This is a genomic window from Massilia oculi (genome assembly GCF_017582745.1).
In the GTDB taxonomy this organism is placed as follows: Bacteria; Pseudomonadota; Gammaproteobacteria; order Burkholderiales; family Burkholderiaceae_D; genus Telluria; species Telluria oculi_A.
Genome location: NZ_JAFVIM010000003.1, coordinates 106,975 through 128,316, shown reverse-complemented (window position 1 = coordinate 128,316; position 21,342 = coordinate 106,975). Strand labels below are relative to the sequence as shown.

The following is a 21,342-nucleotide window of genomic DNA, read 5'->3' as shown; positions in this document are numbered from 1 at the left end:
GGCTAGTTCCATTTACTCAGCGGCGCGGATGACCACGGCCGTGGCCCCTGTGGTGATGGCCGCCATGTCCGCCATGGTGGCCACCCCAGCGATGACCGCCGTGCCCGTGGCCCGAGCCATGGTAACGGCCGTGCCCGTAGTGGCGCGGGCCGCGGTCGTAGTACGAGAATCCCAGGCCGAGCGTGACTGGCGGATAGACGTAGGCAGGGCTGCTGTAGGGATAGGCGCCGTAATAGGGGTAGGCTGGATAGCTCGAGTAACCGTAAGCAGGCGCGTACGTGCCATCATAGGCCGCGTAAGGCGGCGCATACACGCAGCCTCCGAGACCGCATGCCAGCAATAGCGAAAAGGTCAGGCGCTTCGCCGCGCCGTGGATCTGCGGGTTCATGGCAGACCTTCATTGGAGGACGATGATTCATTCTATTCCCGCGCCAGCTTCCCGTCGGCGGCGGATTTGTAAGGAATTGCTACGGCGATAGGGGCGACGGGCGCGGAAGGCGATGATCTGCAGGTTCGCCCAGGCGGGCGCGTCATCACATCGAAAAGGAAAATGCATGTCGCATCGACCGGTTCCACGATTTGTCCTGCTCGCACTGTGCGGCGTATTGGCTGCGTGCGGCAGCACGAAGCCCGAAACGCGGTCCACGGCGGGCGCCGCATTCCCGGCGCCAGGCGCAGCCGCGCCGCAGGCCGTCGTCGGCACCGCCTGGGACAACTTCAACCACCGCGGCACCGTCATGTGGGCTTGCCGCGACCTGGCCAGCGGCGCCATGGTCTCGACGAGCATGTGTCACGGCCTGGTCAAGGACGACCGCCATTGGCCTGGCATGGCCGTGCCTCCGGATTATCGGGGCATGCCCGACGCCTGACGCCCGTCCAGCGCCGGGATGCTCAGACTGGCCCCGTCATCCGCCGGCCCGGCTCCAGGCTGCCGGCGAACCGCCGGGCATACTCTTCGGCGCCGAACGCCTCGACCACGAAATCGACGAAGGCGCGTGTCTTGCCCGGCAACAGTTCGCGCCTCGCATAGTAAAGCGAGATCGCCCCCGCATCCGCCCACCAGTGCGGCAACACCCTTACCAGTTCACCCGACTCCAGCGATGACAGCACATCGGGCACGGCCAGCATGGCCACGCCCAAGCCCAGGCGTGCGCACTCCCTGACGGCAGCCGGATCGTTGACGACGATCGTCTCCCGCGTCAATGCGGCGACCTCGTCGCCCTGGGCATTGCGCATATTCCAGGTGCGGATGCGGCCGGACGCCAGGGAACGCATGACGATGCAATCGTGCTCCAGCAAACCCGACGGGTCCACCGGCGGCGTGCGCCCTGCCAGGTAGGCGGGAGAGGCGACGGCGATGACGTGCGCCGGCGCCAGCGGCCGGGCGACCACGGCGGGAGCAAGCTCGAAGCCGCCGCCGATCGCGGCGTCGTAGCCTTCGGCGATCAGGTCGACCGGACGGTTCTCGAAATGCCACTCGGGGCGGATACGCGGGTAACGCTGCAGGAAGGCCGGCAGCAGCGGCAGCAGCCAGTCGATCCCGAGGGAAGGGGAGACGCTGATCTTGAGGACGCCGCCCGGCGAGCCTTCGTCCGTCGCGACCGCCTCGATGGCGTTTTGCAGCGATGCGAGATTGTCGCCGATCGCCGCCAGGAAGGTTTCGCCCGCCTCGGTCAGCGTCAGCTTGCGGGTCGAGCGCTGGAACAGCCGCACGCCCAGGTTGCGCTCGAGCATCGCGACGTTCCGGCTCACTGCCGCCGGGGTGAGGGCAAGGCGGCGCGCGGCGGCGGAAAAGCTGCCGCCTTGCGCGCTGCGTACGAACGACTCCAGGTTTGCGAGGGTCTCCATCCGTCAATATTAAACGAATGATTGAAAATAATTCAAATATTTCCCTACTAATCAATCATGAACAATACGGCGAAAGTAGCGCTACCGAATCCCTCGGCAATGACATCCAAAGGAGCGCCACATGAACCACCCGATTTCCAAGCAAACCCTTCCCCTGGCCGGCAAGACCGCCTTCGTCACCGGCGGCTCGCGCTCGATCGGCGCGGCCATCGCCAGGCGGCTCGCCGCCGATGGCGCCAGCGTGGCATTCACCTACGCCGGCTCGCCGGACCAGGCCAAGTCGGTTGCGGCGGCGATCGAAGACGCCGGCGGACGCGCGCTCGCCATCCAGGCCGATGCGCGCGAGCCGCAGGCGGTGCGTGCCGCCATCGCCAGGGCGGTGGAGACCTTCGGCGGCCTGGACATCCTGGTCAACAACGCCGGCGTCGCTGCCGCCCACCAGATCGAAGACATGACGCTCGAGGACTACCATGCGATGGTCGCCGTCAACGTGACCGGCGTCTTCGTCGCGACCCAGGAAGCGGTGCGCCACATGAAGGAGGGCGGCCGCATCGTCCACATCGGCAGCACGATCGTCAGCTATGCCGGGGTGCCCGGCCTCGCGGTGTACGGGCTGACCAAGGGCGCCGTCGCCGGCTTCAACCGCAGCCTGGCGCGCGACCTCGGGCCGCGCGGCATCACGGTCAATACCGTGCATCCCGGCCCGGTCGATACCGACATGAATCCCGGCGACAGCGACTTCGCCAAGCTCCTGACCCAGGGCATCGCGCTTGGCCGCTACGGACAGCCGAACGAGATCGCCAGCGTCGTGGCTTTCCTGGCCAGCCCCGAAGCGTCGTTCGTCACCGGCGCCGACATCATGGCCGACGGCGGCTTCACTTCCTGAACCCCACGAGGAGAACCATCATGAGCCAGGTACTTCCCACGATCGGCATCATCGGCGCCGGCCACATCGGCGCCGCCTTCGCCCGCGCGCTTGCGCGCCGCGACATCGAGGCAATTATTTCCAACAGCCGCGGTCCGGAGAGCCTGCGGGCGCTGGCCGCATCCATCGGACCCGGCATCCGCGCCGGCGCCCGCGAAGAAGCCGCCGCCCAGGACATCGTGCTGGTCGCGGTGAACTGGTCGAAGCTGCCGGCCGCGCTGGCCGGACTGCCGCACTTCGGCGGACGCATCGTCATCGATGCCAACAATCCGATCGAAGCGCCGCTGTTCAAGCCCATTGCGCTGCAAGGCCGCACGTCGAGCGAGGTCGTCGCCGATCTGGCGCCCGGCGCCCATGTGGTGAAAGCCTTCAACCACCTCGATCCGCGACTGCTCGAGGCCGATCCGGCCGAGCGCGGCGGCCGGCGGGTCCTCTTCCTGGCCGGCGACGATGCGCGCGCCAGGGCGCAGGTGGGCATGCTGATCGAGCGCCTGGGTTTTGCCGGCATCGACCTCGGCACGCTGTCCGTGGGCGGTCGCATGACGCAGTTCCCGGGCGGGCCGCTGCCGTCGCTCGAGCTGGTGCAGCACGGCTGATGTTGGACTTTCAATCAAAGGACAAGGACGAATCGATGTCTCACGCAAGCGATCCGGGCGCTCTCGAAGCGGCCGCCTCGGCGCCGCCAGCCGCCTGGCTGGCCGTCTTCTCCCTCGCCTTCGGCGCCTTCGGGCTGGTGACGGCGGAATTCCTGCCCGTCAGCCTGCTGACGCCGATGGCGGCCGAGCTGGGGGTATCCATCGGCACGGTGGGGCAAGCCATCACCGCCACCGCCGTGGTGGCGGCGATTGCCGGGCCGCTGTTGATCCTCGGCGCCGGCCGCACGGACAGGCGCAAGATCGTCTGGGGATTGATGGCGCTGCTCGTGCTGTCGGGCGTCCTGTCGGCGTATGCGTCGACGATTGCGGTCCTGCTGCTCGCGCGCGGCCTGCTGGGCTTCGCCCTGGGCGCCTTCTGGGCGATGATGGCGGCCCTGGCCCTGCGCCTGGTCCCCGCCGACAAGGTGCCGCGGGCGATCTCGATCATCATCATGGGGGTGTCGCTGGCGACGGTGTTCGCGGCGCCGCTGGGGGCTTTCCTGGGAGAGCGCTGGGGATGGCGCGCCACCTACCTTGCGGCGTCCGGCATCGGCGCGCTGGCGCTCGGGGTCCAGATGCTGGCGCTGCCGGCCTTGCCGGCCGTCGCGGCGCCGGGCCTGGCGTCGTTCAGGGTGGCGCTGTCGCGTCGTTCGGTGGCGCTCGGCCTTGGGACGGCGCTGCTCGTGATCTCGGGGCATTTCGCCGGGTTCGCCTTCATTCGGCCGTTTCTCGAAGAAGTCCCGCGCCTCGACGTCCCGACCATCTCGCTGGCGCTGCTGGTGTTTGGGCTCGGAGGCTTTATCGGGAACTTCATCGGCGGGGCGATCGCCGCGCGCAGTCCGGCGCTGGCGGTGGCCAGTGCCTCGTTCGTGATCGGTGCGGTCGCTCTCGCGCTTGGCCTGTTCGGAGAAAGCGCCGGCGTCGCGCTGCTGGCGACGGCGCTGTGGGGTGGCGCGTTCGGCGCCTTCCCGGTGTCGATATCGATCTGGAATGCACGTTCGGCGCCCGACCATGCCGAGAGCGCCGGTGCGCTGCTGTCGTCCGTATTCCAGGTCGCCATCGCCGCCGGGGCGGTGCTCGGGGGATTGGTCATCGACCGGTTCGGCCCCGCCGCGGTATTTGCCTATGTGGCGTTCGCCGCGCTGGCCGGGGCAATCGCGATGTTCATCCCAGGCCGCGCCGAGGAACGGCGAACCGGGGCCGCGTGAACACCGCGGCCTCAGGCCGTTGCGATACCGTACTTGCGGCGCGCGGCCTGGTACTCGTCGGTCAAGGCCACCAGGCGCGGATGCTGCGCATCCTGCGCCCGAATCCCCTCCAGCAGCTGGGCCGCGGTGTCGCCCAACGGATGGTCCCACCCCAGCTCGTTCACCTGGCGCAGGATGCCGCCGGCGGTGGCCACCATCACCTGCAGGTTGTTGGGCGCGATGTGCAGCGCCTCGAGCAGGGTCTGCACCGCGCCGCGCACGTCGCCCATATTGCGCTTCTCGTCGGCGACGCCGAGCAGGATCTGCGCCTGCGCTCGCAATTGCTGGCCCATGCCCTCGACCATGTCGGTGCGGCCGGCGTTGACGAACACGTGCATCGCCTGGTCGACCGAGACGTCGCTGTTGGTCTCGTTCATCACCGTCAGCATGACGTTCGACGCCTGCTCGTCGAGCTGGTGATCCAGGCACGCCTTGGCCAGGTCCATGCGCAGGCCGGGCGAGGTGGCGCCGCCGGCGCGCACCGCCGTCACCGCCGCCTGCAGTTCGGCCACCGCCGCGCCGGCGTTGCCGCTCTTGTCGAGCACGAGCGAGTTGGCATAGGCGCGGCAGGCGTCCGCCGCCGGGTTGCCGCGCATCGAGCGTTCCAGGTCGCGCACCACGCCGGTGGCGCCGAGCAGGTCGTTGCGCGTCACCAGCGCCTTGACCAGGTTGACGTGGTCCTCGGGATTGCGGAACTCGGAATAGCGCGCCTTGGTCACCACTTGGCGGAAGGATTTTTCGGCGCCGTCGACGTCGCCCGCCGCGAGCGCCACTTCGCCCAGTTTGCGCAGGCGCCGCACCACGTGCGGCGAGATCGCCACCGCGTCTTCGAGCACCTTCTTGGCCAGCTCAGGCTCGTTGCTGGCCTCCAGGCAGCGCGCCAGCAGGTCGTAGCCGGCCATCAGGCGTGGATTGGCGACCAGCAGTTCTTCGAGGATGGTGCGGGCGTCGTCGACCTGGTCGAGGGCGAACAGCGCGCGCGCCATGCCCAGCGCGGCCCAGCCGAGAGGGCGCTCCGTCAACACCTCGCGGTAGACCGCGGCGGCCTCGTGGTGCTCGTTCAGGCTGGTGTGCAGTTCGGCGCGGATGCGCGCGAAGTCGGCGGCGTAGCGCGGTTGGGCGCCGGCGCCGTCGCGGCAGGCGGCGATCGCCTCGCGCAGCTTGCCCTGGGCCGCCAGTTGCCAGGCCGGGAGCAGGGCGGCGCGGCGCTCCAGCGCGCGCTTGATGCGCCCGCTGAGCATCTCCACCGTGAAGGGCTTGAGGACGTAGTCGGTCGGCGTCAGCTCGGCCGCGCTGACCACCTTGTCGTAGACGCCCTCGGAGGTGAGCATGATGAAGATCGTCGAGGCCGAGATCAGGCGGTGGTGGCGCAGGTCTTCCAGCAGCTGCTGGCCGTCTTGCCCTTCGCCGCTGCCGCCGGCCAGGTCGTACTCGCACAGGATGACGTCGTAGGCGCGCCGCTGCAGCTGGCGGATGGCCGTGTTGGCGTTGATCGCGTACTCGACCTTGCCGATGCCGGCCAGGTTCAGCATGTTCTGCAGGCTGGTGCGCATTCCCGGGTTCGGGTCGACCACCAGCACCGCCAGGTTTCCATTCTCTTGCATCGTCGCTCTCGTCCAGGTCATCCGGCGCCACGCAAAAGGGGCGCGTTTAAATATTGTCTACCGTAAAGATACCGGCAAGTTTCAATCCGATCAAGGAAACTGGAGTAGCATATTGTCAGTCGGCCGAGGGCCCGACCATAGTGCAACACTGTATAATAGCGGGCTATCTTCCACCCTAGCAGCCACGCTGCATCAACGACTGTCCAAGCCATGTTGATTCTGCCGGGTTCCAATGCCCTGTCCGCCTTCCGTAGCCAACGCCTCCTGAGCCAACTGCAAGCCGTCGCCCCGTCGATTGCCGCCGTCCAGGGACGCTTCTACCACTTCATCGACACCAGCGCGCCGCTCTCCACCGACGATACGCAACGTCTATCGGCCATGCTCACCTATGGCGAGCCGGCGCTGGAAACGCTGTACGAGGGCGTGACCGAGGAGTTCTTCGTCATTCCGCGCCTGGGGACGATTTCGCCCTGGGCCTCGAAGGCGACCGACATCGCCCACAACTGCGGCATGGGCCACGTGCACCGCATCGAGCGCGGCGTCGGCTACACCGTCGTGCTCAAGAGCGGCATCCTGGGCAGCAGCATCGGCGCCGCCAAGAAGCTCACGAGCGAGGAACTGGAAGCCGTCAGCGCGCTGCTGCACGACCGCATGACCGAATCGGTGCTGCGCAGCGCCGACGACGCCCAGCACCTGTTCAACGAACTCGAAGGCAAGCAGCTGGAGAGCATCGACGTGCTGGGCGCGGGCCGCGACGCGCTGGTGCGCGCCAATACGGAGCTCGGCCTGGCGATGTCGGAAGACGAAGTCGACTACCTGCACGAGGCTTTTACCCGCGCCCAGCGCAACCCGACCGACGTCGAACTGATGATGTTCGCCCAGGCGAACAGCGAGCACTGCCGCCACAAGATCTTCAACGCCGATTGGATCATCGACGGCGTCAAGCAGGATAAATCGCTGTTCGGCATGATCAAGAACACGCACCAGCTGAACCCGCGCGGCACCGTGGTCGCCTACAGCGACAACTCGTCGATCATCGAAGGCGCCACCGTCACCCGCTTCTTCCCGCGCGACGGCCAGGAATACGGTGCGTCGACCGAGCTGGTGCACACCCTGATGAAGGTCGAGACGCACAACCACCCGACCGCGATCTCTCCATTCCCGGGCGCCTCGACCGGCGCCGGCGGCGAGATCCGCGACGAGGGTGCGACCGGCCGCGGCGCCAAGCCGAAGGCGGGCCTGACCGGCTTCACGGTGTCGAACCTGCTGCTGCCGGATGCGCAGCGTCCGTGGGAAAACGCGTCGGACGTCACCAAGGGCGAGCGCAGCGATAGTGTCTACGGCAAACCGGAGCGCATCGCCTCGCCGCTGCAGATCATGATCGACGGCCCGATCGGCGGCGCCGCTTTCAGCAATGAATTCGGCCGTCCGGTCCTGGGCGGCTACTTCCGCGCCTACGAGCAGAACGTGGGCGCCGCGAATGCGGTCTACGGCTACCACAAGCCGATCATGATCGCCGGCGGGATCGGCAATATCTCGGCCAAGCATACCCACAAGGATGAAATCCCGGTCGGCAGCCTGCTGATCCAGCTGGGCGGCCCGGGCATGCGCATCGGCATGGGCGGCAGCGCCGCCTCGTCGATGGCGACCGGCACCAATACCGCCGACCTGGACTTCGACTCGGTCCAGCGCGGCAACCCGGAAATGGAACGCCGTGCCCAGGAAGTCATCAACGGCTGCTGGCAGCTGGGCGAAGACAATCCGATCATCTCGATCCATGACGTCGGCGCTGGCGGCCTGTCGAACGCCTTCCCGGAAATCGTCAACGACGCCAAGCGCGGCGCGATCTTCGAGCTGCGCAAGGTGCCGCTGGAAGAGAGCGGTTTGGCGCCAAAGGAAATTTGGTCTAACGAGTCGCAAGAGCGATATGTGTTGGCGATTTCGCCGGATAACCTTGCAAAATTTGCATCGCTGTGCGAGCGCGAGCGCTGCCCGTTCGCCGTGGTCGGCACCGCCACCGAAGAGCGCCAGTTGAAACTGATCGACGACCAGGAAGGCAACTCGCCGGTCGACATGCCGATGGACGTCCTGCTCGGCAAGCCGCCGAAGATGCTGCGCGACGTCGAACATGTCCAGCACGCCTTCCCGCCGGTGGACCTGACCGGCATCGAGCTGCCGGAAGCCGCGCGCCGCGTGCTGCTGAACCCAGCCGTGGCCGATAAATCCTTCCTGATCACCATCGGCGACCGCACCGTCGGCGCCACCAGCGTGCGCGACCAGATGGTCGGCCCATGGCAGGTGCCGGTCGCCGACTGCGCCGTCACCGCGATGGCCTTCGAAGGCTTCGTGGGCGAGGCGATGGCGATGGGCGAGCGCACCCCGCTGGCGGTGATCGACGCCGCCGCATCGGGCCGCATGGCCGTGGGCGAGGCGATCACCAATATCGCGGCCGCCGCGATCGACGACATCTCGGACATCAAGCTGTCGGCCAACTGGATGGCGGCCTGCGGCCAGCCGGGCCAGGACGCGGCGCTGTTCGACACCGTCAAGGCGGTCGGCATGGAACTGTGCCCGGCGCTGGGCGTGTCGATCCCGGTCGGTAAAGATTCGCTGTCGATGCGCACCACCTGGAATGACGAGGGCAAGAACAAGGCCGTGATCTCTCCGGTGTCGCTGATCGTGTCCTCGTTCGCGCCGGTTACCGACGTGCGCCGTTCGCTGACCCCGCAACTGCGCACGGACAGCGGCGACACCGCCCTGATCCTGGTCGACCTGGGTCGCGGCAAGAACCGCCTGGGCGCTTCGATCCTGGCGCAAGTGACGCAGCAGCTGGGCGACTCGGTGCCGGACGTCGATTCGCCGCAAGACCTGAAAGCCTTCTTCGTCGCGATCCAGCAGCTGAACAAGGATGGCAAGCTGCTCGCTTACCACGACCGCTCGGACGGCGGCCTGTTCGCGACGCTGACCGAGATGGCCTTCGCCGGCCGCACCGGCGTGTCGGTCAACCTCGACATCCTGACCATGGAAGGCGAGCACGCATCCGACTGGGGCGACGCCAAGAACTGGGCCGGCCAGGTGGCCGAGCGCCGCAACGAGATGACCCTGCGCGCGCTGTTCAGCGAGGAGCTGGGCGCCGTGATCCAGGTGCGCGCGGACGACAAGAGCTTTGTCATGAACGTGCTGCGGGACCAGGGCCTGGGCGCCTGCAGCCACATCATCGGCAAGCTGAACGACCGCGGCGCGATCGAGTTTACGCGCGATGCGAAAGTGATCTACAACGAATCGCGCAGCAGCCTGCACCGCCTGTGGAGCGAGACCAGCTGGCGCATCGCGCGCCTGCGCGACAACCCGGCTTGCGCCGATTCGGAATACGACCGCCTGCTAGATGAAACCGATCCAGGCATGCAGCCGAAGATCACCTTCGACCTGGCGGACAACGTCGCCGCACCGTTCATCGCGACGGGCGTGCGTCCGCGCGTGGCGATCCTGCGCGAGCAGGGCGTCAACTCGCATATTGAGACCGCGTGGGTGATGCACCAGGCTGGCTTCGCCGCGGTCGACGTCCACATGAGCGACCTGATCGCCGGTCGCGCCAAGCTGGACGACTTCCACGGCATCATCGCCGTCGGCGGTTTCTCGTACGGCGACGTGCTGGGCGCGGGCGAGGGCTGGGCCAAGACCATCCTGTTCAACCCGCAGCTGTCCGAGCAGTTCGCCAAGTTCTTCCAGCGCCAGGACACCTTCGGCCTGGGCGTCTGCAACGGCTGCCAGATGATGAGCAACTTGAAATCGATCATCCCGGGCGCGCATGCGTGGCCGAAGTTCACCCGCAACAAGTCGGAGCAGTTCGAAGCGCGCTTCGGCATGGTCGAGGTGCTGGATTCGCCGTCGATCTTCTTCGCGGGCATGGCCGGCACCCAGGCGCCGATTGCCATCGCCCACGGCGAAGGCTTCGCCGACTTCTCGCTGACCGGCGATTTCGACGCCGCCCACAAGGCGATGCGTTTCGTGAACAACCGCGGCGAAGCGACCGAGACCTATCCATTCAACCCGAATGGTTCGCCGGGCGGCCTGACCTCGGTCACCACCGACGATGGCCGCTTCACGGTGCTGATGCCGCACGCCGAGCGCGTGTTCCGTGCCGCGACTCACTCGTGGGCGCCGGAATCGTGGGGTGACGAGTCGCCGTGGATGCGCATGTTCCGCAATGCGCGCAAGTGGGTTGGCTGATATTTACCTTAGCCTAATAAGTGCCTCGCGAGAGGCACTTATTTTTTCAGGGCTCCATAAGAACGGCTTATATAAGGTCTGTGTTGCTGCTAAAACTTGAATGAAAAAATCTTTGGTTCTCGCCGCATTAGTTGCAGTTTTGATCATCTCCATCGCTGTAACGTTGCATATGGCAACATTTGGGACGTCTCTGTCCATAAACCGTGAGCATTGGGGCCAGTTTGGAGATTACTTTGGCGGTTTGCTAAACCCTATTTTCGCATTCGCAGCGTTTATGTCCGCACTGTGGTCGATTAACGTGCAACGACTGGAAGTACGCGAGATGGCGGTCCAGCTAACAAATCAAACGGCGGTTGCGAAATTGGAGTTGGAGGAGCTTGTCAGTGATCGTCGTAGTCAGGAATTTCTTCTTGTTGTCCGCGATATCGATGTACGTCTAGCGGCGCTACGTGGACGGACTGTTTCAGTTGCTGGGGCCTTGCCAGTGCTAAACATAGATCACATGGCTTCTGAGGCTGAGCGGGTTTCTGTCTTCGGTGGATTTTCTCCGGTATTGGACGAATTTGTACGCTTAGCGAGTGAGAGAGGGTCGGTTATCGAGTCAGATATCCGAGAGATACAGTACTTGTTGGAAAAGTTACGGCAGTTTTTAGAGCAGTACGCAAGCTTACAGTCGAGAAGCTATGCGCCAGTATTGATATACTACGTCGACAAGGCAAGCAGGCTGCTCTATCTGATGGAGCGAATAGGAGGTATTCATGCAGACACACGAAAGTACTTCGCTGATGTCAGTCACGTCATTAATCGGAATCGATAAAAATAAAAATAAGGGTGATCTGCTTGTGGATAGGTCGGGTTTTTTTGAATGTACTGATCACTAAATCGAAGGTCAAATAAAGAGTGATGGGTCAGATCAAGGGTCAGATCTGACATTCGGGCATGGTCTTGAAAATGTCCATTCTAAGCGATTCCAATATTCAGAAATCTGGTCCGGCACCTTTTACTTAAGCCGAGGTTGAATCCGGGTGTCGGAGCTTACTCTCGCTATGGAGGTGATATGCGAATGTCAGGCCGGATCCTCGCTACACAACCTTCACTATTTTCCTATATGGTTTGCTTGGAGATCGTTATTGGCACGAGTATGGATTCTAAGTGCCAGGCTTATAATTGTATATGCATGGGCAGATTGTCCCGCGCTGCTCCAACGCCAATCCATCGATTTCAGTCCACTGCTCACAATACAAAAACGCACTAGAAATCCCGGCAGTCAGCACCGCCAAGCATGTGAAGATCGTTCCTTCCCATTTATGCGATTCAGACTGGGCAAGCTTCGGGGCTGCAGCGGCAAGCCAAAAAACAGCACAGAGGGACGTGAATAAGAATAAGAGGTGAACTGCTGGAGCAATGGCAAGTGTTATCGAGGTCTCAACAGCAATACCTCCGTATAGGCCCGCCCCGACACCGGCGGCGGTAGCGCTCGTGATAAAGCCGATTCCTGCCACCCACTCACCAAGGGTATGCAGAGGCGAGTGGACCATCCGGGTCTTACGGAAGATAAAAGCGATTGATAGAATTATAATTCCAATATAAAAGCACACTTTTAATAGTGTAATCGCCAGTTGTCCGTTGATGATCGAGATCATGATTTTTGAGATCGTACCGCCAGATAGTGCGCCTGCAAGACCGCAAAGCATGGTTATGATAAATGGCAATGCCGCAATTTTTAGGAATTGATTTGAGATTTCTCGGAAGCTTTTTTCGGCGATTTTCATTTGCAATAAGTGCCTAGTGTGGGGAGAGCGATCGTACACCTTGGATTCACTAACAATCTCACCTATTGTCACATGTTTGAAATTAATCTGGAGAGATGAAAAAGGAATCTCCTCACCAGCGAACATGGGGCTCGCGCAGGATTGAGGAGCAGGTCTGACGTTCAGACACGGCCTTGAGAATTGCCTTCCTGATCTATTCCGAGATTGAGAATTCTGGTCAGATGCTTTCTACTCCAGATGAGGTTGAGTCCGAATGTCAGACGCGCCCCTTGCTATGTGACCCTCGCTAAATGTAACTCTCGCTATGCTCGGCCACTAAGGCGTGATATTAGGCAGTGCGTTTCAAGACATACTCGACATCCGAACCGTCTCCTTCGATACGTTCCCAGCCCACACGGGCATAGAAGCCATCGGCCCTGGTGCCGGCGCCCGTACTTAGCTTGAGCTCGTCGAAGCCGAGCGAGAACAGCCAATCGGTCGCCAGCACAAGTAAGCTCTTCGCCAGGCCCCGGCCTTCGTGGCAAGGCTCGACGAACAAGGCCCAGATCGATCCATCGGTGCGGTTTGCGTAGCTGAACGCCACCGTCACACCATCGATCTGCGCCACCCAGCCGTGCCCGTCCCGTTCCAGGAAATCCTCGTACATCTGTCGCGTGATGCGACTCGGATCGCGCAGGCGGTTCTCATTGACGGCCAGTCTTATGCGCGACATGGCCGGTATGTCGTCAACCGTCGCCTGCCTGAAGATCGCGCCTGTCATGGCCATATTTTGTGCAGCTTGCCTTGTGCGGCGTTTTCGAGCATGGTGCGCGCGCGTGGGTCGATCCGTGCCGCAGGCACATGCCGGAGCACGTGGGCGGCGAATTCCGGAAGACCCATCTGCATTCCTGTCACCCGCACCATGATGCCCGATTCAAGCTCGAGCCGGTACCAGTTCATGCGCCTGTTAAAGGCGACACGCCGGACCTCGCCCCAGCGAAGATCCCCCCGCTTGCCCAGCGTGCGGCCATACGCCATTCCCTGGTCGTCGACCACGTGACGCGCCAGGTAATAGTCGCCGATGAGATACAGGGAGAGCAACGTCATCGTAGCGCCGACCACGAACGGAATCGGACCACCAGTTTCGGTGTACGAACCGAACAGCATCCCGATGGACATCGCGAGGCAGACGATGCCGACGATCAGAAGTGGCGTCGGCTGCCTCAGATTGCGGGCCTCGCTCGCAGGCCGCTCGCGCAGGCGGCTGCGGGCGAACCAGCGCATCATGAACGTCATGGCGACAATCCAGAACACGACCTGGAACAGAATGCCGAAGTAGTCAAAATCCATTGAGTTAAGTGCCAAGGAAAACCGCAACGATAGCAGATAGGTCCAGGCACGAAATGCACGGATATTCACAGCGGGCAGGGCGGCGGCAAGGTAACGCGCTCGCAAGGCGTGCGACCATAAAAAAAGCGCCCCCTCAGGAGCGCTCTTCGATGCCGTCAACCGGCGATTACTGCACCTTGGCCTTCTTGACCAGGCTTTCGCGGTACGCTGCCAGCTGACGCTGCTGCAGGCCTTCCGCGACTTGCTGCTTGACTTCGTCCAGTGCCGGGATCTTGGTCGCGCGCACGTCTTCCAGCTTGATGACGTGGAAGCCGAACTGCGATTTCACCGGGGTCTCGGTGATGGCGCCTTTTTGCAGGGCTACCATGGCTTTCGAGAACTCAGGCACGTAGGTGGCCGGGCTTGCCCAGCCCAGGTCGCCGCCGTTCTGGGCGCTGCCGTCTTTCGACTGCTTGGCCAGCTCTTCGAACTTGGCGCCGCCTTTCAGCTTGGCGATGATGTCCTTGGCGGTGGCTTCGGAATCGACCAGGATGTGGCGGGCGTGGTATTCCTTGTCGCCGATCATGGCTTTCTGCTTGTCGTACTCGGCCTTGATCTCGGCATCCTTGACCGGGTTCTTCTTGACGTAGTCGGCCAGCATCGCATTGATGATGATGCTCTGGCGGGCATTGTCGATGGCCGATTTGACGTCGGCACGGTTGCCGATGTTCTGCTTGTCGGCTTCCTGGATCAACACTTCACGGCTGATCAGGTCTTTCTTGATCGCTTCGCGCAGCTCAGGCGAGTCGGTGGCGCGGCCCTGGGCGACGACTTGCTTGACCAGCTGGTCGACCCTCGCTTGCGGGATCGCCTTGCCATTGACGGTTGCAGCGTTTTGCGCGAGTGCAGGCAGGGCAACCAATGCGGTCATGGCTAACAACAGGCGGGCTGGCTTCAAAATCATTGTTGAGATCCTATATAAACACGATAAGTATCGCCGCAGGCGACGAAAGCCGGCGCAAACTCAGCGCCGGCGACAGTACATATTACTGCACCTTTGCCTTTTTGACCATTTGCTCCTGATAGTCACGCAGCTTCTCTTGCGACAGGGAGTCGGCGATCTGCGGCTTGACTTCTTCGAGCGACGGCAGCTTGACCGCACGGGTGTCGTCCAGCTTGATCACGTGGAAACCGGCGTTGGTCTTGACCGGCACGTCGGTGATCGCGCCTTTCTGCAGCTTGGTGAAGCCGGCCGAGAATTCCGGCGGCAGGGCGTTCGGGGTGACCCAATCCAGGTCGCCGCCGTTGTTGGCGGTGCCGGTGTCCTTCGAGGTCTTGGCCAGATCTTCGAACTTGGCGCCGCCTTTCAGCTTGCCGATGGCAGCCTTGGCTTCGTCCTCGGTCGTGAACAGGATGTGACGCACATGGTATTCCTTGTCGCCGGTCTGCGCCTTGAACTTGTCGTACTCGGCCTTGATCTGGGCGTCGCTCACCGGATTCTTGGTGATGTACTCGCGGGCCAGGGCGTTGACGACGATCGACTGGCGGGCATTGTCCAGCGCTTCGCGCACTTCGGGCTTCTTGTCGTAGCCTTGCTTGACGGCTTCCTGCATCAGCACTTCGCGGGCGATCAGGTCATTCTTGACGGCTTCGCGCAGTTCTGGCGAATCCTGGCCCTGGCCCTGGGCCACGACCTGCTTGACGACGGCTTCTGCGCGCGACGAAGGGATCGCCTTGCCGTTCACCACTGCGAGGTTCTGGGCGAATGCGGGAGCCGATGCAACGGCGACAAGGGCTAACAGCAGGCGAGCTGGCTTAAAGGTCATGTGTGTTCCTGTAGCGGGGATAGTTGCTGGACGAGATTAGATTAGTTCTTGTGACTAGCAGTGTAAATTGTCGGGCACATTACTTAAAACTGCCTGAAGCCGACGCTCAGGACAGCTCGGAAGGCGCGGTCGCCTGGATGGCGAGCGCGTGGATTTCCGCCTTGTTGATCATATCGTGAACGGCATCATACACAAGACGATGGCGCATGACCAGCTTGAGGCCTTCGAAGCGCGATGACACGATTTTGACCGTGTAGTGGCTGCCCCCGGTGTTGCCCGCATGGCCGGCATGCAGGTGCGAGTCGTCGATGATCTCGAGCGACGCCGGGGCCAGCTCGGCCTCGAGGATGGCGCGCAGGCGTGATTCGCGGTCTATGGTGGTCATGCTTCTTCCTCCTTGATGTATTTTGAAAGCATCATCATCTGGATCACGATGAACCCGAACATGATGCCGGTAAAGCCGAACAGCTTGAAGCTGACCCAGGCGCTGGTATCGTTACGGAAGACCACGAAGGCCATCAACAAGTTCAACAGGCCCATGCCGGCGAAGAACAGGATCCAGCTGTAGCCGAGCCGGCTCCACACCAGATCGGGTAGCTTAATATTGGCCTCCATCACGGAGCGCATCAGGTTCTTCTTGTAGAACACCTGCGCCACCAGCAGGGCGACGGCGAAGGCCCAGTACAGGATGGTCGGCTTCCATTTGATAAACAGGTCGTCATGGAAATAGATCGTGGCGCCGCCGGCAACCAGGATCACGGCCATCGACAGCCATAGCATATTGTCGACCTTGCGTCCTCGCACCAGCAGGTAGCCCACCTGCAGCGCGGTGGCGACGATCGCGACCGCGGTGGCCAGCAGGATCGCCGATTGCGCCGGCGGCACCGCGCCGCCTGCGATCAGTCCACCAAGGTACTCGACGGCCATGCGGTGCGCCCACTCCTGGTTGCTGTCGCCGTATTTGTAGACGCCGAAGAACAGGAGGACCGGGAACAGGTCGAACAGAAATTTCTTCACTGCGTCACCTTCAGATCGGTTCGAACCGCATCGAGGCGGAATTGATGCAATAGCGCAGGCCGGTCGGCGGCGGGCCGTCCGGGAACACGTGGCCCAGGTGGGCGTCGCATACGCCGCAAATGACTTCTGTGCGCACCATGCCGTGGCTGCGGTCGACCTTCTCGATCACGTTCGCCGGGTCGAGGGCCTTGAAGTAGCTGGGCCAGCCGCAGCCCGAGTCGAACTTGGTGTCCGATTCGAACAGCGGGGTGTCGCAGCACACGCAGTGATAGATGCCGTGTTCGTGGTGGTCCCAGTACTTGCCGGTAAAGGCGCGCTCGGTGGCGGCGTGGCGGGTCACCTGGTATTCCATCGGGTCGAGCTGGGCGCGCCACTCGGCGTCGGTCTTGGTCACTTTATCGGTCATGATTCTCTTTCGTTGTGTGAGAGGCTGGGCCCGGATGCGGCCCAAGCGAGGCTCAGGACGAGCAGCTCACCTCGAGGTGGGCTGCCCAGTCAGGCGGCAGGGCCGCATAGGATTCGTTGTCGGGCTGGTCGTCGAACGGGCGTTCCAGCACGGCCAGCAGCTTGTGCACGCCACTGAAGTCGCCGTTCTGCGCCTGTTCGATGGCGATCTGCGCCAGATAGTTGCGCAGGATGTATTTCGGATTGACCCCGTGCATGGCCTCGCGCCTGGCCGCGTCGCTGCTCCCTTCCTGGCGCAGGCGGGCGCGGTATTCACCCGTCCAGGCGTCGCAGGCGGCGCGGTCGATGAGGAGGTCGCGCAATGGTTCATCCAGAGCGGGCTCCTCGACGCGCAGCTCGCCCAGGCGGCGGAAGAACAGCGTGAAGTCGGCATGGTTGTCCTGCAGCAGCGTGAACATATTGTCGAACAGGGCCGCGTCGCCGTCGCGCGTTTCCTTAAGGCCGAGCTTGGCGTGCAGCAGGGTGTCGAGCTGGCGGCCGAACTCGGGACGGTAGAGGTCGAGCGCTTCCTCTGCCGCCTCGGGCTCGCCGATCAGCGGCAGCAGGGCGTTGGCCAGCGCATAGCAGTTCCAGTGGCCGACCGGCACCTGGTTGGCATAGGAATAGCGGCCGCCCTGGTCCGTATGGTTGCAGATGTGCTTGGCATCAAAGGCTTCCATGAAGCCGAACGGGCCGTAGTCCAGGGTCAGGCCCAGGATCGACATATTGTCGGTGTTCATCACGCCATGCATGAAGCCGACCGCCTGCCAGTGCGCGATCATGCGCGCGGTGCGGCGGGTGACTTCGGCCAGCAATTCCTTGTATGGGTTGGCGGCGTCCTGGAATTCCGGGTAGAACTGGCGGATGACGTAGTCGGCGAGCGTCTTCAGCTCGGCCTCCTTCCCGCGCGACGCCCAGTGCTCGAAGGAGCCGAAGCGCACGAAAGTGGGCGCCATGCGCGTCACGACGGCGGTGCTTTCCATCGTCTCGCGCGCCACCTGCTGTGGCGAGCCGGTCACCATCAGTGCGCGCGTGGTCGGGATGCCGAGGGCGGCCATGGCTTCGGAACACAGGAATTCGCGGATCGACGAGCGCAGCACGGCGCGGCCGTCGCCCATGCGCGAATACGGCGTGCGCCCGGCGCCTTTCAGTTGCAGCTCCATCGGACCGCCCGGTGTGGCGAGGTCGCCCAGCGTGATCGCGCGGCCGTCGCCGAGTTGCCCCGCCCAGACGCCGAACTGGTGGCCGGAATACACGGCGGACAGGGGCTGCGATCGCGCCGCGACCTTATTGCCGGTAAAGACGTCGACAAAATCAGGGCGAGCAAGATCGGCCGCATCCAGCCCGATCAGGGCAGCGGCAGGACTGCTTGCCGCCACGAAATGGGGCGATGGCAGCGGCGTCGGCATGAGGCGCGTGTAGAACGCCGGTGGCAATTCGGCAAACGAATTGTTCAGTGGAAGTTCGTCGGCAGTGATGGCAGTATCCGTGGCAAAGTGGTCAAGATTGGCGGGATTTTACCGCACCAGGCCGATTCTATTCGCGCACCCGTGCGGTGTGGGCCGGCGTTACATCCGGTAACCGCTCATTGCCGATCTGGCTCAAGGAGTTGATGCGGTGCATCATCGAATCCGGTTGACGGGCGCAGGCTTCGGGTTAGACACTTTTTGTGTTGCCAGACTATTCATGGAGACCCGATGCACGCGTACCCGATGAGTCCTTTGCAAGGCCAGATGATGGATCAACCGCTGCTGGTCTCGGGCATTCTCGAGTTCGCGGCGCGCCATTACGGCGATACCGAGATCGTTTCGCGCCGCGTGGAGGGCGATTTGCACCGCTACACCTACCGCGATTGCGCGCGCCGCGCGCGTCAGCTGGCCAACGCCCTTGGCGCCCTGGGCATCGGGATGGGCGAGCGCATCGCAACCCTGGCCTGGAACGGCTACCGCCACCTGGAGCTGTACTATGGCGTGTCGGGCTCGGGCGCAGTGCTGCATACGATCAATCCGCGCCTGCATCCTGACCAGGTCGCCTACATCGTCAACCACGCCGACGATCGCGTGCTGTTCTTCGATTTGACCTTCCTGCCGGCGATCGAGGCGATGGCGCGCCAGTGCAAGACCGTCAAGGCTTATGTCGCCCTGTGCGGGCGTGAGCATATGCCGCAGGCGGGGGCGATTCCCGGCCTGCTGTGCTATTAAGAACTGATAGAACAAGCATCCAGCGATTACGACTGGCCGCAGTTCGACGAGCGTTCGTCGGCGGCCCTGTGCTATACCTCGGGCACGACCGGCAACCCGAAGGGCGCCCTGTACTCGCACCGCTCCACAGTGCTGCACGCCTATGCCTCTGCGCTGCCGAACGCGCTCGGTATCGCGAGCGCCGACGTGGTGCTGCCGGTGGTGCCAATGTTCCACGTCAACGCCTGGGGTTTGCCGTATTCGGCGCCGCTGGTGGGGGCGAAGCTGGTATTCCCGGGGCCTGCGCTGGACGGCAAGTCGCTGTACGCGCTGTTCGAGGCCGAAGGCGTGACGTTTTCGGCCGGCGTGCCGACGGTCTGGCTGGGGCTGATCAACCACGTGCTGGCCAACGACCTGCGCTTCTCGACCTTCCGCCGCACCGTGATCGGTGGTTCGGCCTGCCCGTCGGCGATGATGGACACCCTCATCGACCGCCTGGGTGTGCAGGTGGTGCACGCCTGGGGCATGACGGAAATGTCGCCGCTCGGCACCGCCTGCACCCTGCAGGCCAAACATACTGCATTACCGCAGGAGGCGCAGCGCTCCGTGCTGAGGAAGCAGGGCCACGCGATCTGTGGCGTCGACATGAAGATCGTCGACGACGACGGCGTCGAATTACCATGGGACGGCGCAACCTTTGGCCATTTGCTGGTCAAGGGGCCGTGGGTGGTGTCCGGGTATTTCCGGGGCGAGGGTGGCGACGTGCTGGAGGACGGCTGGTTCCCGACCGGCGACGTGGCCACGATCGACGCCGATGGCTACCTGGCGATCACCGACCGCAGCAAGGACGTCATCAAGTCGGGCGGCGAGTGGATCGGCACGATCGACCTGGAGAACGTCGCGATGTCGCACCCGGGGGTGTTGCAGGCGGCCTGCATCGGCGTACAGCATCCGAAGTGGGCCGAGCGGCCCTTGCTGGTGGTGGTACGCCGGCCCGGCATGGAAGTCTCGCGTGAAGATCTGCTGGACTGGTTCGCCGGCAAGGTTGCTAAATGGTGGACGCCGGACGACGTAGTGTTCGCCGAGAGCTTGCCGGTGGGCGGCACCGGCAAGATCCAGAAGAACAAGCTGCGCGAAGCGTATGCAGAGCATCGCTTGCCGACCGCCTGAGCCGCCTCAGCCGGCTAGGGATCGACTGCGACGGTCTCGCTGCGGCGCCGCTCGGCATGATCGAGGTCCGCGATCGGCGCCAGCAGTCCGCGATCGAAGTCGTCGAGCGGCAGGCTTGCCTGCACCCGGTGCGGCCAGTCGGCATGGGTCAGCGCACCGCGGCCCAGCGACACGAGGTCCGCCGCCCCATCGGCCAGCATCGCGGTGGCGCGGGCCGGATCGTGCAGCGAGCCGTTCGCCATCACCGGCAAGCCTGCATGGCGCCGCGCCAGCGCTGCCAGGCTCGGGGCGCCGCCGAAAGCCGGTTGCCAGGCCTCGAATTCGGTGATGTGCAGATAGTCCAACGGCAGCTCACCCAGGGCGCCGAAGATCTCGGCGGCTTCGTGTTCGCCTCGCCATTTGTGCACGAAATCGTTCACCTTGCCCTGCGAGATGCGCAGCCCGAGTGTGAAATCGCTGCCCAGCGCCGCGCGTACGGCGTGCACGGTCTCGCGTATCAGGCGCAGGCGGGATCGCGCTGGTCCACCATAACCGTCCTGGCGCTCGTTCACGCCCTCGGTCAGGAACTGGTCGAGCAGATAACCGTTGGCGCCGTGGATCTCCACGCCGTCGAAGCCCGCCGCACGGGCGCGCCGCGCCGCGTTGGCGAATCCCTCGACCGCCTCCGCGATCTCGGCCTCGTTCATCGCGCCCGGTACCGGGTATTGGCCATCGCCCCGGTAGAACGCCATCTGCGTGCCTCTCGGCCGAACTGCCGACGGCGCACGGGTGTCGTCGCGGTAGCGATTACCCTGCGAAAGGGCGCCGGCGTGCATCAACTGGGCGACGATCGCGCCGCCGTGCAGGTGCACGGCGTCGACCACCGGCTGCCAGGCATCACGTTGGGCGTCGTCGGCCAGGCCCGGCTGGAACAGGTAGCCCTGCGACCAGGCCTCGTCGGTGTAGATGCCCTCGGTGGTGATCAGCCCGAAGCCGCCGGCGGCGAAGCTGCCGTAATAGTGCCTCATCTGGGCGGTGGCCAGTCCCTCGGCGCTGGCGCTGACCCGGGTCATCGGCGCCACCGCGATCCGGTTGCGCAGGCGCAGCGCGCCGAGTTCGAACGGCGTGAACAGCGTGCTGGTGCGATCGATGTCCAT

At 63.8% G+C, this 21,342-nt stretch carries 19 protein-coding genes and 1 pseudogene; 7 read left to right on the top strand and 13 right to left on the bottom strand.

Annotation, left to right across the window (positions count from 1 at the left end):
• Positions 1-16: 16 nt before the first annotated feature.
• The gene (locus J3U95_RS04740; protein WP_208277500.1) at positions 17-388 is read right to left on the bottom strand and encodes a hypothetical protein; all 372 of its coding nucleotides are present in this window, start codon (positions 386-388) and stop codon (positions 17-19) included.
• A gap of 166 nt (positions 389-554) precedes the next feature.
• Between J3U95_RS04740 and J3U95_RS04735 the strand changes: the two genes are divergently transcribed.
• A complete protein-coding gene (locus J3U95_RS04735) occupies positions 555-869 on the top strand; it encodes a hypothetical protein (protein ID WP_208277499.1) in 315 nt (104 codons plus the stop codon).
• Between the two features lie 22 nt (positions 870-891).
• On the opposite strand, the gene J3U95_RS04730 is transcribed toward J3U95_RS04735, so the two are convergent.
• The gene (locus J3U95_RS04730; protein ID WP_208277498.1) at positions 892-1,848 is read right to left on the bottom strand and encodes a LysR family transcriptional regulator; all 957 of its coding nucleotides are present in this window, start codon (positions 1,846-1,848) and stop codon (positions 892-894) included.
• A gap of 121 nt (positions 1,849-1,969) precedes the next feature.
• Here J3U95_RS04730 and J3U95_RS04725 point away from each other — a divergent pair, with 121 nt between their 5' ends.
• Genes J3U95_RS04725 through J3U95_RS04715 form a run of 3 tightly spaced genes read left to right on the top strand, consistent with a single transcriptional unit; the run spans position 1,970 to position 4,616 of the window.
• Positions 1,970-2,734: a 3-oxoacyl-ACP reductase family protein gene (locus J3U95_RS04725; protein ID WP_208277497.1), complete on the top strand. Its 765-nt coding sequence runs from the start codon at positions 1,970-1,972 to the stop codon at positions 2,732-2,734.
• A 20-nt stretch (positions 2,735-2,754) separates the two neighbouring features.
• Entirely contained in the window at positions 2,755-3,369 is a 615-nt protein-coding gene (locus tag J3U95_RS04720) for an NADPH-dependent F420 reductase (protein WP_208277496.1), read from the top strand.
• A 35-nt stretch (positions 3,370-3,404) separates the two neighbouring features.
• On the top strand, positions 3,405-4,616 hold the full coding sequence (locus tag J3U95_RS04715; RefSeq protein WP_208277495.1) for an MFS transporter: 1,212 nt from the start codon (positions 3,405-3,407) through the stop codon (positions 4,614-4,616).
• Positions 4,617-4,627: 11 nt separating this feature from the next.
• Here J3U95_RS04715 and J3U95_RS04710 read toward each other — a convergent pair whose 3' ends face one another.
• Positions 4,628-6,259 (bottom strand): response regulator, encoded by a 1,632-nt coding sequence (locus J3U95_RS04710; RefSeq protein ID WP_208277494.1) that lies wholly within the window; start codon positions 6,257-6,259, stop codon positions 4,628-4,630.
• A gap of 210 nt (positions 6,260-6,469) precedes the next feature.
• On the opposite strand from J3U95_RS04710, the gene purL reads away from it, so the two are divergent.
• Both purL and J3U95_RS04700 read left to right on the top strand, forming a co-directional pair.
• Positions 6,470-10,489, top strand: coding sequence for a phosphoribosylformylglycinamidine synthase (gene purL, locus J3U95_RS04705; protein ID WP_208277493.1), 4,020 nt, complete (start codon positions 6,470-6,472; stop codon positions 10,487-10,489).
• A gap of 100 nt (positions 10,490-10,589) precedes the next feature.
• Positions 10,590-11,306, top strand: coding sequence for a hypothetical protein (locus tag J3U95_RS04700; protein ID WP_208277492.1), 717 nt, complete (start codon positions 10,590-10,592; stop codon positions 11,304-11,306).
• 331 nt (positions 11,307-11,637) lie between these two features.
• Here the strand turns inward: J3U95_RS04700 and J3U95_RS04695 are convergent, their stop codons facing one another.
• The 9 genes from J3U95_RS04695 to J3U95_RS04655 all read right to left on the bottom strand — a co-directional run bounded on the left by J3U95_RS04695 (position 11,638) and on the right by J3U95_RS04655 (position 18,334).
• Positions 11,638-12,261 (bottom strand): hypothetical protein, encoded by a 624-nt coding sequence (locus tag J3U95_RS04695; RefSeq protein ID WP_208277491.1) that lies wholly within the window; start codon positions 12,259-12,261, stop codon positions 11,638-11,640.
• Positions 12,262-12,589: 328 nt separating this feature from the next.
• Entirely contained in the window at positions 12,590-13,021 is a 432-nt protein-coding gene (locus J3U95_RS04690) for a GNAT family N-acetyltransferase (RefSeq protein ID WP_229519641.1), read from the bottom strand.
• Complete coding sequence (locus J3U95_RS04685) at positions 13,018-13,749, bottom strand: PH domain-containing protein (protein WP_208277490.1); 732 nt, start codon at positions 13,747-13,749, stop codon at positions 13,018-13,020. Before J3U95_RS04685 ends, J3U95_RS04690 begins: the two co-directional genes overlap by 4 nt.
• Positions 13,750-13,756: 7 nt before the next feature.
• Positions 13,757-14,533 carry a peptidylprolyl isomerase gene (locus tag J3U95_RS04680; protein WP_208277489.1) on the bottom strand — a complete coding sequence of 259 codons (777 nt, stop codon included), beginning with the start codon at positions 14,531-14,533 and terminating at the stop codon, positions 13,757-13,759.
• A gap of 82 nt (positions 14,534-14,615) precedes the next feature.
• Positions 14,616-15,395, bottom strand: a complete 780-nt coding sequence (locus J3U95_RS04675; RefSeq protein ID WP_208277488.1) for a peptidylprolyl isomerase — start codon at positions 15,393-15,395, stop codon at positions 14,616-14,618.
• A 106-nt stretch (positions 15,396-15,501) separates the two neighbouring features.
• Positions 15,502-15,780 (bottom strand): BolA family protein, encoded by a 279-nt coding sequence (locus J3U95_RS04670; protein WP_208277487.1) that lies wholly within the window; start codon positions 15,778-15,780, stop codon positions 15,502-15,504.
• A complete protein-coding gene (locus J3U95_RS04665) occupies positions 15,777-16,412 on the bottom strand; it encodes a septation protein A (RefSeq protein ID WP_208277486.1) in 636 nt (211 codons plus the stop codon). Before J3U95_RS04665 ends, J3U95_RS04670 begins: the two co-directional genes overlap by 4 nt.
• A gap of 10 nt (positions 16,413-16,422) precedes the next feature.
• The gene (gene msrB / locus J3U95_RS04660; RefSeq protein WP_208277485.1) at positions 16,423-16,818 is read right to left on the bottom strand and encodes a peptide-methionine (R)-S-oxide reductase MsrB; all 396 of its coding nucleotides are present in this window, start codon (positions 16,816-16,818) and stop codon (positions 16,423-16,425) included.
• Positions 16,819-16,870: 52 nt separating this feature from the next.
• Positions 16,871-18,334 (bottom strand): protein adenylyltransferase SelO, encoded by a 1,464-nt coding sequence (locus J3U95_RS04655; RefSeq protein WP_441295263.1) that lies wholly within the window; start codon positions 18,332-18,334, stop codon positions 16,871-16,873.
• Between the two features lie 219 nt (positions 18,335-18,553).
• On the opposite strand from J3U95_RS04655, the pseudogene J3U95_RS04650 reads away from it, so the two are divergent.
• Positions 18,554-20,206 (top strand): annotated as a pseudogene (locus tag J3U95_RS04650) (3-(methylthio)propionyl-CoA ligase).
• Between the two features lie 14 nt (positions 20,207-20,220).
• On the opposite strand, the gene J3U95_RS04645 reads toward J3U95_RS04650, so the two are convergent.
• A complete protein-coding gene (locus J3U95_RS04645) occupies positions 20,221-21,342 on the bottom strand; it encodes an oxidoreductase (protein ID WP_208277484.1) in 1,122 nt (373 codons plus the stop codon).

Excerpts from the sequence above, each read along its gene's own strand:
- J3U95_RS04700 (WP_208277492.1), top strand. The coding sequence starts at position 10,590 with ATGAAAAAATCTTTGGTTCTCGCCGCATTAGTTGCAGTTTTGATCATC.
- J3U95_RS04715 (WP_208277495.1), top strand. The coding sequence starts at position 3,405 with ATGTCTCACGCAAGCGATCCGGGCGCTCTCGAAGCGGCCGCCTCGGCG.
- J3U95_RS04720 (WP_208277496.1), top strand. The coding sequence starts at position 2,755 with ATGAGCCAGGTACTTCCCACGATCGGCATCATCGGCGCCGGCCACATC.
- J3U95_RS04735 (WP_208277499.1), top strand. The coding sequence starts at position 555 with ATGTCGCATCGACCGGTTCCACGATTTGTCCTGCTCGCACTGTGCGGC.
- J3U95_RS04740 (WP_208277500.1), bottom strand. The coding sequence starts at position 388 with ATGAACCCGCAGATCCACGGCGCGGCGAAGCGCCTGACCTTTTCGCTA.
- J3U95_RS04645 (WP_208277484.1), bottom strand. The coding sequence starts at position 21,342 with ATGGACATCGATCGCACCAGCACGCTGTTCACGCCGTTCGAACTCGGC.
- purL (WP_208277493.1), top strand. The coding sequence starts at position 6,470 with ATGTTGATTCTGCCGGGTTCCAATGCCCTGTCCGCCTTCCGTAGCCAA.
- J3U95_RS04670 (WP_208277487.1), bottom strand. The coding sequence starts at position 15,780 with ATGACCACCATAGACCGCGAATCACGCCTGCGCGCCATCCTCGAGGCC.
- J3U95_RS04690 (WP_229519641.1), bottom strand. The coding sequence starts at position 13,021 with ATGACAGGCGCGATCTTCAGGCAGGCGACGGTTGACGACATACCGGCC.
- J3U95_RS04725 (WP_208277497.1), top strand. The coding sequence starts at position 1,970 with ATGAACCACCCGATTTCCAAGCAAACCCTTCCCCTGGCCGGCAAGACC.
- msrB (WP_208277485.1), bottom strand. The coding sequence starts at position 16,818 with ATGACCGATAAAGTGACCAAGACCGACGCCGAGTGGCGCGCCCAGCTC.
- J3U95_RS04730 (WP_208277498.1), bottom strand. The coding sequence starts at position 1,848 with ATGGAGACCCTCGCAAACCTGGAGTCGTTCGTACGCAGCGCGCAAGGC.
- J3U95_RS04680 (WP_208277489.1), bottom strand. The coding sequence starts at position 14,533 with ATGATTTTGAAGCCAGCCCGCCTGTTGTTAGCCATGACCGCATTGGTT.
- J3U95_RS04675 (WP_208277488.1), bottom strand. The coding sequence starts at position 15,395 with ATGACCTTTAAGCCAGCTCGCCTGCTGTTAGCCCTTGTCGCCGTTGCA.
- J3U95_RS04695 (WP_208277491.1), bottom strand. The coding sequence starts at position 12,261 with ATGAAAATCGCCGAAAAAAGCTTCCGAGAAATCTCAAATCAATTCCTA.
- J3U95_RS04710 (WP_208277494.1), bottom strand. The coding sequence starts at position 6,259 with ATGCAAGAGAATGGAAACCTGGCGGTGCTGGTGGTCGACCCGAACCCG.